The sequence below is a fragment of the Streptomyces sp. NA02950 genome (assembly GCF_013364155.1).
Taxonomy (GTDB): Bacteria; Actinomycetota; Actinomycetes; order Streptomycetales; family Streptomycetaceae; genus Streptomyces.
In genome coordinates this window covers 6,531,303-6,546,891 of sequence record NZ_CP054916.1, presented here as the reverse complement: position 1 = coordinate 6,546,891, position 15,589 = coordinate 6,531,303, and the positions used below count along the sequence as shown (strand labels likewise).

Annotated in this window: 15 protein-coding genes and 1 riboswitch; of the genes, 9 read left to right on the top strand and 6 right to left on the bottom strand. The window is 72.4% G+C overall.

The features are described 5' to 3' along the window. Nucleotides 1-261: 261 nt before the first annotated feature. The 5 genes from HUT19_RS28760 (at nucleotide 262) to HUT19_RS28740 (ending at nucleotide 4,387) form a co-directional block, all read left to right on the top strand. On the top strand, nucleotides 262-873 hold the full coding sequence (locus HUT19_RS28760; protein ID WP_176187421.1) for a class I SAM-dependent methyltransferase: 612 nt from the start codon (nucleotides 262-264) through the stop codon (nucleotides 871-873). A gap of 47 nt (nucleotides 874-920) precedes the next feature. Continuing rightward, on the top strand, nucleotides 921-1,850 hold the full coding sequence (locus HUT19_RS28755) for an N-acetylmuramoyl-L-alanine amidase (protein ID WP_176183229.1): 930 nt from the start codon (nucleotides 921-923) through the stop codon (nucleotides 1,848-1,850). A gap of 162 nt (nucleotides 1,851-2,012) precedes the next feature. Further along, nucleotides 2,013-2,846, top strand: coding sequence for a DUF5336 domain-containing protein (locus HUT19_RS28750; protein WP_176183228.1), 834 nt, complete (start codon nucleotides 2,013-2,015; stop codon nucleotides 2,844-2,846). Nucleotides 2,847-2,978: 132 nt separating this feature from the next. Then, on the top strand, nucleotides 2,979-3,989 hold the full coding sequence (locus HUT19_RS28745) for an LLM class F420-dependent oxidoreductase (RefSeq protein WP_176187419.1): 1,011 nt from the start codon (nucleotides 2,979-2,981) through the stop codon (nucleotides 3,987-3,989). A gap of 104 nt (nucleotides 3,990-4,093) precedes the next feature. Next, complete coding sequence (locus HUT19_RS28740) at nucleotides 4,094-4,387, top strand: hypothetical protein (RefSeq protein WP_176183227.1); 294 nt, start codon at nucleotides 4,094-4,096, stop codon at nucleotides 4,385-4,387. 151 nt (nucleotides 4,388-4,538) lie between these two features. On the opposite strand, the gene HUT19_RS28735 is transcribed toward HUT19_RS28740, so the two are convergent. The 3 genes from HUT19_RS28735 to HUT19_RS28725 form a co-directional block, all read right to left on the bottom strand. Next, nucleotides 4,539-5,651: a prenyltransferase gene (locus tag HUT19_RS28735; protein ID WP_176183226.1), complete on the bottom strand. Its 1,113-nt coding sequence runs from the start codon at nucleotides 5,649-5,651 to the stop codon at nucleotides 4,539-4,541. After that, nucleotides 5,651-6,400 (bottom strand): class I SAM-dependent methyltransferase, encoded by a 750-nt coding sequence (locus tag HUT19_RS28730; RefSeq protein ID WP_176183225.1) that lies wholly within the window; start codon nucleotides 6,398-6,400, stop codon nucleotides 5,651-5,653. Before HUT19_RS28730 ends, HUT19_RS28735 begins: the two co-directional genes overlap by 1 nt. A 64-nt stretch (nucleotides 6,401-6,464) precedes the next feature. After that, the gene (locus tag HUT19_RS28725) at nucleotides 6,465-7,805 is read right to left on the bottom strand and encodes a glycosyltransferase family 4 protein (RefSeq protein WP_176183224.1); all 1,341 of its coding nucleotides are present in this window, start codon (nucleotides 7,803-7,805) and stop codon (nucleotides 6,465-6,467) included. A gap of 487 nt (nucleotides 7,806-8,292) precedes the next feature. Between HUT19_RS28725 and HUT19_RS28720 the strand changes: the two genes are divergently transcribed. Further along, nucleotides 8,293-8,907, top strand: a complete 615-nt coding sequence (locus HUT19_RS28720; protein ID WP_176183223.1) for a TetR family transcriptional regulator — start codon at nucleotides 8,293-8,295, stop codon at nucleotides 8,905-8,907. Nucleotides 8,908-9,153: 246 nt separating this feature from the next. Next, nucleotides 9,154-9,774 carry a LuxR C-terminal-related transcriptional regulator gene (locus HUT19_RS28715; protein WP_176183222.1) on the top strand — a complete coding sequence of 207 codons (621 nt, stop codon included), beginning with the start codon at nucleotides 9,154-9,156 and terminating at the stop codon, nucleotides 9,772-9,774. A 56-nt stretch (nucleotides 9,775-9,830) separates the two neighbouring features. On the opposite strand, the gene HUT19_RS28710 is transcribed toward HUT19_RS28715, so the two are convergent. The 3 genes from HUT19_RS28710 to HUT19_RS28700 form a co-directional block, all read right to left on the bottom strand. Then, nucleotides 9,831-10,064, bottom strand: a complete 234-nt coding sequence (locus HUT19_RS28710; RefSeq protein ID WP_176183221.1) for a ferredoxin — start codon at nucleotides 10,062-10,064, stop codon at nucleotides 9,831-9,833. Next, nucleotides 10,064-11,530, bottom strand: a complete 1,467-nt coding sequence (locus HUT19_RS28705; protein WP_176183220.1) for an aldehyde dehydrogenase — start codon at nucleotides 11,528-11,530, stop codon at nucleotides 10,064-10,066. The genes HUT19_RS28710 and HUT19_RS28705 overlap by 1 nt, the downstream gene beginning before the upstream one ends. A gap of 222 nt (nucleotides 11,531-11,752) precedes the next feature. Further along, nucleotides 11,753-12,484 carry a glycosyltransferase gene (locus tag HUT19_RS28700; protein ID WP_176183219.1) on the bottom strand — a complete coding sequence of 244 codons (732 nt, stop codon included), beginning with the start codon at nucleotides 12,482-12,484 and terminating at the stop codon, nucleotides 11,753-11,755. Nucleotides 12,485-12,794: 310 nt separating this feature from the next. Here HUT19_RS28700 and HUT19_RS28695 point away from each other — a divergent pair, with 310 nt between their 5' ends. After that, complete coding sequence (locus tag HUT19_RS28695; RefSeq protein WP_176183218.1) at nucleotides 12,795-13,853, top strand: MBL fold metallo-hydrolase; 1,059 nt, start codon at nucleotides 12,795-12,797, stop codon at nucleotides 13,851-13,853. A 76-nt stretch (nucleotides 13,854-13,929) separates the two neighbouring features. Continuing rightward, nucleotides 13,930-14,061: riboswitch (cobalamin riboswitch) on the top strand. Nucleotides 14,062-14,230: 169 nt separating this feature from the next. Further along, complete coding sequence (locus HUT19_RS28690) at nucleotides 14,231-15,493, top strand: prenyltransferase/squalene oxidase repeat-containing protein (RefSeq protein WP_176183217.1); 1,263 nt, start codon at nucleotides 14,231-14,233, stop codon at nucleotides 15,491-15,493. The last annotated feature ends 96 nt before the right edge of the window (nucleotides 15,494-15,589 follow it).

Here is a 15,589-nt window from a genome sequence, read left to right as displayed (position 1 = left end):
GTGCGGTCGTTCGTCCACCGCCGCGTCGCGGCCGGCCGCACCCGACCGGCGGAGCCGCACATCGACACAGCCCCGCGCCCCTTCGGGGCGCGACCGAACCGCACCGGACGTCAGCGAGGCCGCTCAGCCCGGCCATGCTCCGGCCCCTCCTGCCGTACCGCCGCGGCGGTACGGCAGGATGACCGGGTGACGACACAGCCCGCCGCCGCCACGGCCCCCGACAGCACGATCCTCGCCGCGTTCGAGGCGGCCAAGGGCTTCATGCCCGTCGACGAGGGGCTCGCCCTGTACGCCGCCGCCCACCAGGCGGCCACCGCGCTGCGGCTGCCCCTCGTCGAGGTCGGCACCTACTGCGGGCGCTCCACCATCCTGCTGGCCGACGCCGCCCGTGCGGCGGGCACGGTCGCCGTCACCGTCGACCACCACCGCGGCTCCGAGGAGCAGCAGCCCGGCTGGGAGTACCACGACCCGGAGGTCGTCGACCCCGAGGTGGGGCGGATGGACACGCTGCCCACCTTCCGCCGTACCCTGCACGCCGCGGGTCTGGAGGACCACGTCATCGCGGTCGTCGGCCGCTCCCCGCGGGCCGCGTCGGTCTGGGGACGGCAGGTGGGGCTGGTGTTCATCGACGGCGGCCACACCGACGAGCACGCCACCGCCGACTACGAGGGCTGGGCGCCGCATGTCGCTCCCGGCGGGCTGCTGGTCGTGCACGACGTCTTCCCGGACCCGGCCGACGGCGGCCAGGCGCCGTACCGTATCTACCGCCGCGCGCTGGAGTCCGGCGCCTTCACCGAGGTCTCCGCGACCCGCTCGCTGCGGGTGCTGCGCCGCACCGCCGGGCCGCTGGAGGGCGGCGCCCCCGGCGCATAATCCGCGACGCCCCCGGCGCGTCATCCGGCCCGGCTACCATCGCCTGCGTGTCCTACGGCAGCTTTCCTCCCGCACCCGGCCGTCGCGGCGGCACCCTGGCCGTCGTCCTGGCCGCCCTGATCCCCGTGTGCTGCGCGGGCTGGCTGCTGTGGAGCCACCTGGGCGGCTCGGACCCGGAGGGGGGCGGCGGACGCGCGGGCGGCTCCGGTACGCCCACGGCGTCGTCCACCTCGTCCCCGCCGCCGTCGTCCCGGCCGCCCTCCTCCCCCGGACCGGGCACCGCGCCGGGCACCGCACCGGACACCGCGCTCAAGGGGAAGGTCGTGGTGATCGACCCGGGTCACAATCCGAACAACCGCGACCACCCCGCACAGATCGCCCGCCGCGTGGACATCGGCACCAACAAGAAGGAATGCGACACCACCGGGACGGCGACCAACTCCGGTTACGCCGAGGCGTCGTTCACCCTCGATGTCGCGCGCCGTGCCCGCGCCCTGCTCGAAGCCCGCGGCGCCACGGTGAAGTTCACCCAGGACGGCAAGACGGCGTACGGACCGTGTGTCGACGAGCGCGCCGAGATCGGCAACAAGGCCCAGGCGGACGCCGTCGTCTCCGTCCACGCCGACGGCGCGGGCCCCGGGGAGCGCGGCTTCCACATCATCCTGCCCAAGGGGGTGCACGGCGGGGGCGCCGACACCTCGGCCATCACCAAACCCTCCCGCCGTCTCGGGGAACGGCTGCTCGACTCGTTCACCAGGGAGACCGGCAGCGAACCGGCCGACTACGTCGGAGACGGCAGCGGGTTGAACGTTCGGGGAGATCTCGGCGGTCTCAATCTCTCCACCGTTCCCAAGGTGTTCATCGAATGCGGCAACATGCGCGACGCGAAGGACGCGGCGCATCTCACCGACGCACACTGGCGGGAGCGGGCGGCGCGCGGTATCGCACAGGGCATTACGGACTTCTTGAACGGGTAGCGTCTCCGCATCCGAACGGGAGGTCACGAGCGGGATACCGATGGGACACCCCTGCTCTCCGCGCAAAGATTCACCCGTACGATGGGGCCCACCCCCGACGCCTTCAGCGCCAAGCGCATGGCGGCAGCGCTAGTACAGACGAAACCGACAAAGGACCTCACGTTGAACATCCGCTCGCTCACTCGAGGCGACGGCGTGGTGATCGGAGCAGCGGTGTTGCTCTTCATCGCCTCCTTCCTCGAGTTCTACTCAGCCGATTGCGACGGCCCCTACTGCGACAAGCTCGACCTGCCGAACGCGTGGGACATGGACAAGCTCCTGATCACGCTCCCCGCGGTGTTCCTGATCGGTCTGATCGGCGCGGGGCTGGTCGTCGCCGGGCGCTTCCAGCCGGAAACCCGTAAGATCAGCGGGCTCACCCTCAGCCAGTGGGGCGCGGGCTTCGTCGTGGTGTCCGCGTGGAACTCGCTCTGGAGCCTCATCGCCACCCCGGACGGGGGGAGCGTGGGCGTCGGTGCGATCCTCGCACTGCTGGCCACCCTCGCCATGGCGGCGGCGGTCATCGCGACCCCCCGCGTCCCGGCCCTGGCCGCACCGCTGATGGCCGGCGGTCCGGCGGCTCCGTCCCCGTACGGCCACCAGCCCCCGCAGCCCGGTTACGGCTACCCGGGCCCGGGTGCCCAGGCCGGCGCCCCGGCGCCGTTCGGTGCGCAGCCCGGTCAGCCGCAGCCCGGTGGCCAGCCGTTCGGCGGCCAGCCCGGTCCGGCGGCTCCGGCCCCGGCCCCGGCCGGTGGCGGCGACTTCTCGCCGTTCTGGTTCGCCGTGCCGGTGGCCCGTCCGCTGTACGCCGAGGACGGTTCGTCGAACACCATCGCCGAACTGGCCCCCGGCACCTGGTACCTCGCGGTCGAGCAGCGTGGTCAGGCGCTGGTCGCCCAGACCCAGGACGGCCGTCGCGGCGTCCTCCAGGACACCACGGGGATCCAGCGCGGCTGATCTCCCGTCTCGTCGGCAACGGCCCCCCGCCCGGTCACGGACGGGGGGCCGTTGCCATTCCCCCCTACCGGCCCGTACAGTCCGGCGCATCGGCTGACAGACCGTCAACCGCGCCGGAGGGAAGGGGAGATGATGCGGCTCGGCCTGGCACTCGGCTACTGGGGCCGCGGCCCCGACCCCCGCCATCCGGAACTGGCCCGGGAGGCCGACCGGTTGGGATACCACTCGGTGTGGACCGCCGAGTCCTGGGGCTCGGACGCCTTCACCCCGCTGACCTGGATCGCCGCGCACACCAGCCGGATCCGGCTGGGCACGGCGGTGGCGCAGATGGCCGCCCGTACCCCGACCGCCACCGCGATGCAGGCGCTCACCCTGGACCATCTCTCCGGCGGGCGGATGATGCTCGGCCTCGGACTGTCCGGGCCGCAGGTGGTGGAGGGCTGGTACGGACGGCCGTTCCCCGCCAGTCCGCTGACCGCCACCCGTGAGTACGTCGACGTCATCCGGCAGGTGCTGCGCCGGGAGGCACCGGTGCGGCTCGAGGGGCGCCACCACCCGCTGCCGTACACCGGTCCTGACGCCACCGGGATCGGCAAGCCGCTCAAGCCGATCGTCCATCCGCTCCGCCCCGATCTGCCCGTACTGCTCGGCGCCGAGGGGCCCAAGAACATCGCGCAGACGGTGCGGATCGCCGACGGCTGGCTGCCGCTGTACTGGTCGCCGCTGCGCACGGAGCTGTACGCGGCGGCGCTCGCCGAGGCGCGCGAGGGCTTCATGGTGGCGGCGATGGCGCAGGTGCGGGTCTGCCAGGACATCGCGGAGGGACTGAGACCGGTCAAGGCGATGCTCGGCTTCTACATCGGCGGTATGGGCCACGCGGCACGTAACTTCCACGCCGATCTGATGGCGCGGCTCGGTTACGGCCACGAGGCGCGGCGGGTCCAGGAGCTGTTTCTCGCGGGCCGCCGCGCCGAGGCGATCGACGCGGTGCCGGACGCGTTCGCCGACGAGATCTCCCTCGTCGGCCCGAAGGAACGGATCGCGGAGCGGCTGGAGATGTGGCGCTCGGGTCCGGTCACGGATCTGCTGGCGCTCTCGCCGGACGACGAGACACTGCGGGTGCTGGCCGAGCTCACTAGCTGAACCCCTGCCTGACCTGCTGAGTTGATGGATCGCATCGAACGGTTGAGCGGTCCGGTGGCAACCCAGTGGGTTTGGTTCCGGCCGGACGGGCAATCCGGACCGGCATGTCCCCACGTTACCGCTCCAGAAGCAATCAGGCCGCGACCGTCCTGGCGGTCGTGGCGGACGTCACCGCGGTCATCCTCGGCCTGTGGATCCTGTTCGCGCTCCTCGACGCCAACCCAGCCAACGATCTCGTCAACGTCGTCCATGATGCCGCCCGGTGGCTGGCAGGCTGGTCACACGACCTGTTCACCATGGATGTCGAGTGGCTGCGGACCGTTCTCAACTACGGTCTGCCGGCCCTGGTGTATCTGTTCATCGGCCACACCCTGGCCGCACGTATGCGCCGCGGCTGACAGCCGCGGCCGACCGGGCGGCTGTACCGAGCGGGCGACCGACGCGACGCGGCCGGGACTCCCCTGACGAGCCCCGGCGCCCGCGCCATGCCGCCCCCGCGGCCGAAGCCGCCCCGCGGCACGCCGCCCGGCGACCTGAGCGGCCCCCGCCTCAGCGGCAGCAGTCGGAGTCCAGCCCCCTGGGCAGGGACTCACCGCCGAAGACGGCCGTGGTCGCCTCGTCACCGCCCAGCGCCGCCACGGCCAGCACCAGCGACCCGGCGGTCCAGGTGGTGCGCTCCTCGGGCCAGATCGCGTCGTCCTCGAAGACATAGCCGGTCCAGTACATCCCGTCCTCGGCACGCAGCCGGGGGTGGAGCCACCGGAGGATGTCCACCGCGCGGTCGGACTCGCCCATCGCCCAGAGCGCGATGGCGAGTTCACAGCTCTCGCCGCCGGTGATCCAGGGGTTGGGGTGCACACAGCGCACACCGAGCCCCGGCACCACGAAGCGGTCCCAGCCGGCCTCGATGCGTTCCTTGGCGGCGGCACCGGTGAGGGCGCCGCCGAGAACCGGGTAGTACCAGTCCATCGAGTAGCGGTTCTTGTCCAGGAACCGCTCGGGGTGATGGCGTAGGGCGTGGCCCAGCATTCCGGCCGACAGCTCCCAGTCGGGCTGGGGCTCCTCGCGGTGCTCGGCGATGGCCAGGGCGCAGCGCAGGGCCTGGTAGACGGAGGAGGAGCCGGTCAGCAGGGCGTCGGTGTCCGGGCTGCCGTCCTCGTTCCTGCGCCAGCCGATCTGGCCGCCGCTCTGCTGGAGGCCGAGGACGAACTCGACGGCGCGGAAGACGGTGGGCCACATCCGGTCGAGGAACACATCGTCGCCGGTGGCCAGGTAGTGGTGCCAGACGCCGACGGCCACATAGGCGCAGAAGTTGGTCTCGCGGCCGCGGTCGGTGGGCGCGGTGGCGGCCACCCCGTCGGGGGTGTCGGGGTAGGCCGCGTACCAGGAGCCGTCCGCGTTCTGGTGGTCGGCGAGCCAGCGGTAGGCGGCCTCGGCGCGCTCGTGCTCGCCCGCCACGTCCAGCGCCATCGCGGCCTCGATGTGGTCCCACGGGTCGAGGTGGTGGCCGCGGAACCACGGGATGGCGCCGTCCGCGCGCTGCACGGCGGCGATCGCGCGGATCGTGTGGAGGGTCTCCTCGGCGGTCAGCACCCCGGGCAGCGCGAGCCGTTCGGTCCGGGGGCCGGGGCTCGGGCCGCCGGGTCGGGGGCCGTACGCCATCACGCCCCCTCCAGCGGGGTGCCGGTGTCGCCGGGGGTGTGCGGCTTGGTCGCGTACGCCACGAAGCTCTTGCCGATCAGCGGGTTCAGCGCCCGTTCGGCGACCCGGGTGGCCAGTGGCTTCTTCATGATGTCCCAGACCAGCAGCTTGTGGTACGCCCGCACGGGCAGCGCTTTGTCGTTGTCCACGCCGAAGGCGCACTTGAGCCACCAGTAGGGACTGTGCAGGGCGTGCGCGTGGTGGCTGCCGTACGGCCGCAGCCCGGCCTCGCGCATCCGCTCCAGGAGCTGGTCGGCGCGGTAGATGCGGATGTGGCCGCCCTCCACCTCGTGGTACTCGTCCGACAGCGCCCAGCACACCTTCTCCGGGCCGTAGCGCGGCACGGTGACGGCGATCCGGCCGCCGGGCCGCAGCACCCGCACCATCTCGGCGAGTACGCCCTTGTCGTCCGGGATGTGCTCCATCACCTCGGAGATGATGACCACGTCGAAGCTGTCGTCGGGAAAGGGCAGGGCGAGCGCGTCGCCCTCCATGGCGGTCGCGGTGGCACCGGCGGGGGCCTCTCCGGCCTCCTTCATGGCGGCGAACCACTGGGCGACCTCGCGTATCTCGTCGCCGTTGCGGTCCAGGGCGACGACCCGCGCACCGCGCCGGTAGCACTCGAAGGCATGCCGTCCTGCGCCACAGCCCAGGTCGAGGACACGATCGCCGGGGGCGAGCGGGAAGCGGGAGAAATCGACGGTCAGCACGGGGGTCTGCTTTCGTCCGGCGGGTTCACGGCTTGATGAGTCGCTGGTGGGAGTTCGGAAGGGGTCAGCGCCCGGCGCGGGTGGCGGGGCCGCGCGCGCCGATGGCCGCGCGGTAGTGCTCGGCGGTGCCGCGGGCGGCCTGTTCCCAGGTGAACCGCCGCAGCACCCGCTGGCGTCCGGCCGCGCCGAGTCGGCGTCTGAGGCCGGCGTCGTCCAGCAGCCGGACCAGGGAGGCGGCGAGCGCCCCGGCGTCCCCGGGCGGTACGGCGAGGCAGGTCTCCCCGTCGGCGCCCGCGACCTCGGGGATCGCCCCGCCGGTGGTGGCGACCAGCGGGGTGCCGGTGGCCATGGCCTCGGCGGCGGGCAGCGAGAACCCCTCGTAGAGGGAGGGCACACAGGCGACCTGGGCGCCGCGCACCAGGTCCACCAGCTCACCGTCGCTGATGCCCTTGACGAACTCGACGGCACCCTCGAGTCCGTAGCGGGCGATGGCGGTGGCCACCGGGCCCTGCTCGGGGCGTTTGCCGACGACGACCAGATGGGCTTCGGGGTGCTCGGTGCGGACCTTGGCGAGGGCCTCGACGAGATACACCAGCCCCTTGAGCGGGACGTCCGCGCTGGAGGTGGTGACGACGCGCCCGGGGATCTCCGGGACGGCCGGGTCGGGCGAGAACAGCTCGGTGTCCGCGCCGATGTGCACCACATGGACCCGCCCCGGGTGCACCCCGAGGTGGTCGACTATCTCGCGGCGGGAGGAGCCGGAGACGGTGAGCACCGAGGGCAGCCGCCGGGCCACCCGCTTCTGCATCCGGGTGAAGCCGTACCAGCGGCGCACCGAGGCACGGCGCTTCCAGCCCTCGGCGGCGTCCAGTTCGAGTTGGCGGTCCACGGTGATGGGGTGGTGGATGGTGGTCACCAGGGGGAGGCCGATCCGCTCCAGCCCCAGCAGCCCGTAGCCGAGGGTCTGGTTGTCGTGGATCACGTCGAAGTCGCCGCGGCGGGCGGCCAGATGGCGGCGGGCGCGCAGGCTGAAGGTGAGCGGCTCGGGGAAGCCGCCGGTCCACATGGTGCAGACCTCCAGGGCGTCGATCCAGTCCCGGTACTCGGCCGGCCGCGGGGTGCGGAACGGATCGGGCTGGCGGTAGAGGTCGAGGCTCGGCAGCTCGGTGAGGGTCACCCCCTCCCGGGTGTCCACCACCGGGTACGGCTGGGCGCCGATGACCTCGACGGTGTGGCCGAGCCGGGCCAACTCCCGGGAGAGATGGCGGACATAGACGCCCTGGCCGCCGCAGAAGGGGTTCCCCTTGTAGCTGAGCAGCGCGATGCGCAGCGGCCGGTCGGTGGCGGTGGGGGGCTCCACTCGAAGTGGGTCGGGCCCGATCTCCTGCGCGGCCTCTGCGGTCACTCGCGCCCCCTCCTAGGTGCAGTTCAGCGGGAGCGTAACCGCTTCCGATTATCTAGAACAAGTTTCACTATCGGATCGCCCGAGAAGTCTCGAAGATACCTGGCTCTCGTGACTTCGCGAGAGCCGGAACAGGTGATTCCTACCACTCGGTAACCGAGCGTATGAGCCACCTCCGCGAGGGGTCGGGCGATATCGGCGCGAGGGGGGCAAACCCCCCGCCCCAGGGAGCGGTCACCAAGCGCGGCCCGGCCCACGGACCGCGTTGCCGGCATCCGGCGCGGTTGTGCGGGAGGCGCCGGGCCCCGACCCCTCGCCCGGACGGCAGCAACCTGCCTCAACTGCGCAGACACCGGTACGGCGGGCGCCCGCCGCGCTAGCCTAGAACGAGTTTCAGTGATGGTTCCGGTGGCTCGCACCCCCGGGCCGGGCCTGCCATCATGCTCGAGTCCGCTGGGACCCGCAGACGCAACACATCGAAGTGGGACATATGACCGCAGAAGTCAAGCCAGCCCCCTTGCAGCTGACCGAGCGGCAGGAGGCACGCCGCCGCCGCATCCTGCACGCCAGCGCCCGGCTGGCCAGTCGCGGCGGCTTCGACGCGGTCCAGATGCGCGAGGTGGCCGAGAACTCCGGTGTTGCGCTCGGCACCCTCTACCGCTACTTCCCCTCCAAGGTCCATCTGCTGGTCGCGACCATGCAGGACCAGCTCCAGCACATGCACGAGGCGCTCCGCAAACGCCCGCCGACGGACGGGGACCCGGCAGCCCGGGTCGCCCAGACCCTGATGCGCGCCTTCCGTGCGCTCCAGCGCGAACCTCATCTGGCCGACGCCATGGTCCGGGCGCTCACCTTCGCCGACCGGTCGGTGAGCCCGGAGGTGGACACGGTCTCCCGGCTCACCACCGCGATCATCCTCGACGCGATGGGGCTGGAGAGGCCGCCGACGCCGGAGCAGCTCTCCGCCGTCCGCGTCATCGAGCACACCTGGCACTCGGCACTGATCACCTGGCTTTCGGGGCGTGCCTCGATCGCCCAGGTGAAGATCGACATCGAGACGGTGTGCCGTCTGATCGACCTCACGGCTCCCACCCCGTCCCACTGACCCCACGCGGCGCAGCCCAGCGCTTCCGCATGCCCTCGATCGGCATTCGCCACCGCGCGCCAGGGGCGCACGCCATCCTCGCGCGCCCCTTACGAACTCCAGGGCGGTTGTTTATGCGCCCGCGCGCTCCCCGTTGGCGCAAAACCTGCGTTCACGGCCCAGGCAATCCCGGTATTCATGAACGGCGCGCGAGCGAGCAACAACGGCGTGCGATGAAAGTTCACTTCACTGGGGGTGGAGAAGTCCGTGATACGGGTACTTCTGGTGCACGACTCGTGCCTGCTGCGATCCGCGCTGGCGACGCTGATACGGGCTGAACCGGGCATCGACGTGACCGCGTCCTCCTGGCGTGACGCGCGTAGCAGAGCGCGCTCCTTACAACCCCATGTGTGCGTCATGGACACCGACTGCACCGGCTACGACGGGCCCGGCCGCAGAGGGGAGCTGAAGAAGATCGTGAGCGCCGCCTCCGGCGACCACGGTGCGTGCGAACTCCTGGTCCTGGCCACCGCGGGGCGTCCCGGCCCGCTGCGCCGCGCCCATGAGGCGCAGGCCCTCGGCTACATCGACAAGGACGCCCCGCCGCAGCGGCTGCTGGACGGCATCCGGCAGGTGGCCAACAAGCAGCGGTTCGTCGACGACTCGCTCGGCTACGGCTTTCTCCAGGCGGCCGAGATCCCGCTGACCCAGCGTGAACTGGGGGTGCTCTCGCTCGCCGCCGGCGGCGCCTCGATCGCCGAGATCGCCCGGACCCTCCATCTGTCCAACGGGACGATCCGCAACTACCTGGCCGCGATCACCCGGAAGACCGGGGCGCGCAATCGCGTGGACGCCATCCGCATCTCGCACGCCGAGGGCTGGGTCTGACCCCGCGGCCCCCGGGCCGGATCCCTCCCGGATCCGGCCCGCCGGTCCTCGGTCGCCTACTCGTCCGGCGGAAAGACCTGTTCGCCACCGTCGCGCAGCCGGATGGCGATGGCCTCGACCGGGCAGCCCTCGGCCGCCGCGAGCACCGCCTCGGACGCGTCGGCCTCCGCCGCCACCGGATGCGCCTGCCGGGCGGTGTCCAGCCGGAATCCGCCGGGCGCGGTGCTCGCGCACAGACCGGAGCCGACACAGACGCCGCGGTCCACCTCGATCTGCCAGCGGTCGCCCATCAGACCGGCTCCCCGTCCCACCCCTGGGGCAGGTGGATCATCTTGTGCTCCAGATACGCGGCGTATCCCTCGGGCCCGAACTCCCGCCCCAGACCGGAGTCCTTGTAGCCGCCGAAGGGGCCCAGCATGTCCAGACCGAAGGTGTTGACGGAGTAGGTGCCGGTGCGGATCCGCCGCGCGAACGCCACCCCGCGCGCGGTGTCCGCCGTCCACACACTGCCCGACAGGCCGTAGTCGGAGTCGTCGGCGATCCGGGCCGCCTCCTCCTCGTCCCCGTACGGCAGCAGACAGATCACCGGGCCGAAGATCTCCTCGCGGGCGATCCGCATGGTGTTGGTGACATCGCCGAAGAGCGTGGGTTCCACGTACCAGCCGGTGTCCCGCCCGGCCGGACGTCCGCCGCCGGTCAGCACCTTGGCGCCCTCGCGCTGTCCTCGCGCGATGTAGTCCAGCGACCGCTGCCGCTGCCGCCGGGTGACCAGCGGGCCGACCTGGGTGGCGGGGTCCAGGGGATCACCGACGACCAGGGCGGAGGCAGCGGCGGTGAGGCGTTCGGCGATCTCGTCGTAGCGGCCGCGCGGGGCGAGGATCCGGGTCTGGGCCACACACGCCTGACCGTTGTTCATCCAGGCGTTGGGGACGATCCCGGCGACCGCCGCGTCCAGATCGGCGTCCGGCAGGATGACGGCCGCCGACTTGCCGCCCAACTCCAGTGTCACCCGGGTCAGATGGCGTGAGGCGACCTCCATCACCCGCTTGCCCGCCGCCACCGATCCGGTGAACGACACCTTGTCCACGCCCGGATGCCCGACCAGGTACTCACTGACCTCCCGGTCCGCCGGAAGGATGGACACCACCCCCTCGGGCACCCCCGCCCCGGTCAGGATCTCCGCCAGCACATAGGAGTCCAGCGGGGTTTCCGGCGAGGGCTTGAGGACCACCGTGCACCCCGCCAGCAGCGCCGGGGCCAGTTTGGCCGCCGCCACGAACTGCGGGACGTTCCACGGCACCACGGCCGCGACCACCCCGACCGGCTCACGCCGCACCAGCAGCGGTCCGAGACAGCCGTCCCGCCGCTCCTCGTGGACGGCGCCGCGCGCGACGGTGAGCGCGGCGTCCCACACCATCATCGCGCCGAGCGCCTGGGCCGGCACGCTCCAGGAGTACGGGGAGCCGTTCTGGGCGCTGATGATCCGGGCCAGCTCCTCGTGGCGCATCGCGATGGCGTCCTTGATCCGGGTCACCACGGCGATCCGCTCGTCCGGGCTCATCCGGGGCCACGGCCCCTCGTCGAAGGCCGTGCGCGCCGCCGCCACCGCCCGGTCCACATCCGCCCGCGCCGCGTGCGGCACCCGCCCGATGACCCGCTCGGTGTGCGGCGAGACGACCTCGATGGTCTCCGTGCCCGCCGGATCGACCTGCACCCCGCCGATGAAGAGCTGTCCGTACTCGATGAGGTCGCCCATCGCTGATGCCTCCCGCCCAGGAACACCCTCGCGCACGAATACCTGACGCAGCATCAGAACTGATACCAGCTCTCGACACACGAGGCCAGCCTCGTGACGGAACGGGCGCCGGCCAGCGCCTGGGGCGCTGCTGGAGCTCTCCTCATGGCGCCTGGACCGTCCCCGGGCCGCCGCGCGTTTCGCCAGCCGGCGCGGCGACACGGCTCCGCCGGCTCAGAGATCTCACGACCATGCCCAGCCGGCCTCCCGCATTGCACGGGCCCGCCGTATGCCCGCTTCCGTTCGCGTGGTCGCCTCCGCCGGGTCCCAGTAACGATCCGCCGCGGTGGTCTGGTCGGGGTGTTTCCGGTAAAGGATGCTCGGTTCCGCGATGAACTCGCCGGGGGCTACCACTTCCGCGGCGAGCAGCAGGGCCACCCCTTCGGCTCCGGTCAGTGCGGGCCAGCCTCCGAGCGCAAGAACAAGAGGACGGCGCGCGGCGAAGGTTGTCGTCTGCACGGACAGACGACGTTCCACCACCTCGTCGAAGAACCTGCCGGGCTGGACCGGGCCGCCCGGAGGGTCGTTCGGCCCCGGTGAGGTGTGACCGTCTTCATGGAGGTCAAGGCACGCGGAAACACACCACGGAACTCGCTCCAATGCCTCGATGTCACGCTCGAGGGCTCCCGGCAACAATACGTCGTCGGCGTCCAGCGTCCGGATCAACTCTCCTGTCGCACGTGCGAGAGCGTGTGTCCGCGCCACCGCCACCCGCCCTCGCAGTCCGGATTCGACCGAAATCCTGGGATCCTCGGGAAGGATGCCGGCGGTGATTCCGGGGTGACCGTCCTCCTGGACGCACCATTGCCATTCCCAGCCGCCCGGAAGCTTCTGCTCGCGCAGGGATTCGTAAGTCTCGTCAATGTAATGATGGCCGCCGTTGTATACAGAGGTGATGACGCTGATCGTGGGCATGGGGCACTTCCTCTCCAAAAGGCCGGCGACGCGACCGTAAGAGATCACGATAACCAGCAATCACCAAAGAGGAGTCGGCGCAAGAAATCTGAAATGCCATCACTTTCTTTTCGGGAGGCGTGACCGATGCCGACGCGGCCGGAGAGACCGAGCCGCACGCGATGTCCGGGCGGGCCGGTGACGCGGCCGATCAATGACGGCCACTCGATGGCCGGTCGGCGCTGATCCGCCGCGGAGCGTCACACGAGAAATCTGACGGCTATTCAGTTCCGGTTTATAGTGGGCAATAGCCGATGACAGGGGGACGCGGATGACGGCGCGGACGACCGGAGCGGTGCGGGTGACCGACCACGGCGGCGGGGTCTGGAGCATCCCGGTGCCCATCCCCGACAACCCCCTCGGCCACACCCTGGTCCACCTCCTGGACACCGACCGCGGCCCGGTCCTCATCGACACCGGCTGGGACGACCCGACCGCCTGGGACACCCTCACCGCCGGGCTGGAGGCGTGCGGCACCTCCGTCACCGGCCTCCACGGCGTCCTCATCACCCACCACCACCCCGACCACCACGGGCTCTCCGCCCGGGTGCGGGAGGCGTCCGGCGCATGGATCGCCATGCACCCCGCCGACGCCACGCTCGTCCGCCGCACCCGCGACGCCGAGCCCGCCCGCCGGCTCGACTACCTCGCCGGAAAGCTGGCCGCGGCCGGAGCCCCCGAGGACCATCTGGCACCGCTGCACACCGCCCGCGCCGCCGGCCGCACCGGCACCTTCCCCGGGCAGCGGGCCGCCCTCCCCGACCGCGAGATCGCCCCCGGCGCCCTCCTCGGCCTGCCCGGCCGCCGGCTGCGCGCCGTCTGGACCCCGGGCCACACCCCCGGCCATGTCTGTCTGCACCTGGAGGAGCGGCACCCCGCGAACGCGCCCGGCCACGGCCGCCTCTTCTCCGGCGACCATCTGCTGCCCGGGATCAGCCCGCACATCGGCCTCTACGAGGACCCCGAGGACACCACCGTCACCGACCCCCTCGGGGACTACCTCGCCTCCCTCGAACGCGTCGCCGCCCTCGGCCCGGCCGAGGTGCTCCCCGCCCACCAGCACCCCTTCACCGACGCCCCGGCCCGGGTGCGCGCCCTCCGCCACCACCACGAGCAGCGCCTCACCGGCCTCCTCGCCCTGCTCACCACCCCGCTCACCCCCTGGCGGCTCGCCGAGGCCATGGAGTGGAACCGCCCCTGGGCCGAAATCCCCTACGCCTCCCGCAACATCGCCGTCTCGGAGGCCGAGGCCCATCTGCGCCATCTGGTCACCCGGGGCCGGGCCGAACCCGTCCCCGGCACCGACCCGGTCACCTACCGGGCCGTCTGAGCCCGCCGTTCCCGGAGCGCCCGATTCCGGACAGCCCGGAGAATCGGGGGCCGACCGGGCGGTTAAGGTATGCGGGAAAACTTCATCCGCGTCCGCTCGGGGGAAGCCGGTGGGAATCCGGCGCTGACCCGCAACCGTGACCGTGCGGCGCCGCCCCGTGCGCGCGCCGTGCCCAGCCGGAGTACCTGGCGGACGCACCGCAGGCTCCCGCCGCCGGACCACCGGCGGCGGCACCGTCGAGGTATGCGGAGCTGAGCCCGGTGCCGACGCGTCGCGGAGTCTCCGCGCGTGGCGGGTCCGCCGTGCGCGGCCACGCGTACGCCCGCCGTCCCCCACGTCGCCCGTCGCAGCGACTCTGACCGAGAGGCACCACAGCCATGATCGTACGCCGCAGCGTCGCGGCTCTGGCCGTCTCCGCCGCCCTGTGCGCGGCCGTCGCCCCCGCGGCCTCCGCCGATGGCAAGCCCGCCCCGAAGGCGTCCGGCTCCGCGCTGCCCAAGGGGCTCTACGGCGCCGAGGACCCCAAGTTCGACGGGGTGTGGCGGCAGTCGCTGGCGCTGCTCGCTCAGGACGCGGTGGACGTCACCCCGGCGAAGTCGGCGGTCGACTGGCTGGCCGGGCAGCAGTGCGAGGACGGCGGCTTCGCCGCGTACCGGGCCGACCCCGCCAAGGCGTGCGACCCGAAGAAGGGCGAGTTCAGCGACGCCACCGCCGCCGCCGTCCAGGCGCTGGCCGCGGTGGGCGGGCGCGCGAAGGCCGTCGAGAAGGGCATCGGCTGGCTGAAGCGGAACCAGAACGGGGACGGCGGCTGGGGCATGAACCCCGGCGGCCCCAGCGACGCCAACTCCACCTCGGCCGCCATCGGCGCCTTCGCCGCCACGAGTGTGGACCCGGCCGAGGTCACCTCCGCCGAGAGCGGCAAGACCCCGTACGACGCGCTGCTCGGCCTCCAGTTGGGGTGCGACGCCAAGGCGGACGAGCGCGGGGCGTTCGCATACCAGAAGGACAAGGGCGAACCGGCCGCCAACGACCTGGCCACCGCGAGCGCCGCGCTGGCCGTACGGGGCAGCGGCTTCGTCCCGGACACCGAGGGCAGGGCGAACAACGGCAAGCCCAAGCCGCCGGCCTGCGGGAGCGGCGCCGAGGACCGCACCCCGGAGCAGGCCGCCGAGGGCGCCGCCGCGTACCTCTCGACGACCATGGCCGGACACGGCGGCCACCTGCTGTCCGCCATGCCCGGCGCCAAGAACCAGCCCGACGTCGGCGGCACCGCGGACGCGATCGTGGCGCTCTCCGCGGGCGGCCACCGCGCGGCCGCGGCCAAGCCGCTGGCCTGGCTCCGGAGCAAGGACGGCGGCGCGGCGGCCTGGGCCAAGGGCAACCCGGGCGCGCTGGCCAAGCTGGTGCTCGCGGCCCACGCCGCCGGGGCCGACCCGCGCGACTTCGGCGGCACCGACCTCGTTCAGCGGCTCAACGCCACCGGCCCGAAGCCGCAGGCCGCGTCGGGCCCGGAGGCGTCCGCCAAGAGCAAGGACGAGAAGGACGACAGCAACAGCGTCTGGTGGATCGTGGGCATCTGCGCGGTGGCCGGTATGGGCATCGGCTTCCTGCTCAGCGGCCGGAAGAAGCAGCGGGTCTGATGCGGACAGCGCCCTGCGCCGCCCCGCCCTTCCGCGCCCGGTGGGCCGCCCGGCCCCTCCGGCGGCCCGCCGCATGGGCCGAGGCTCCCCGCGACG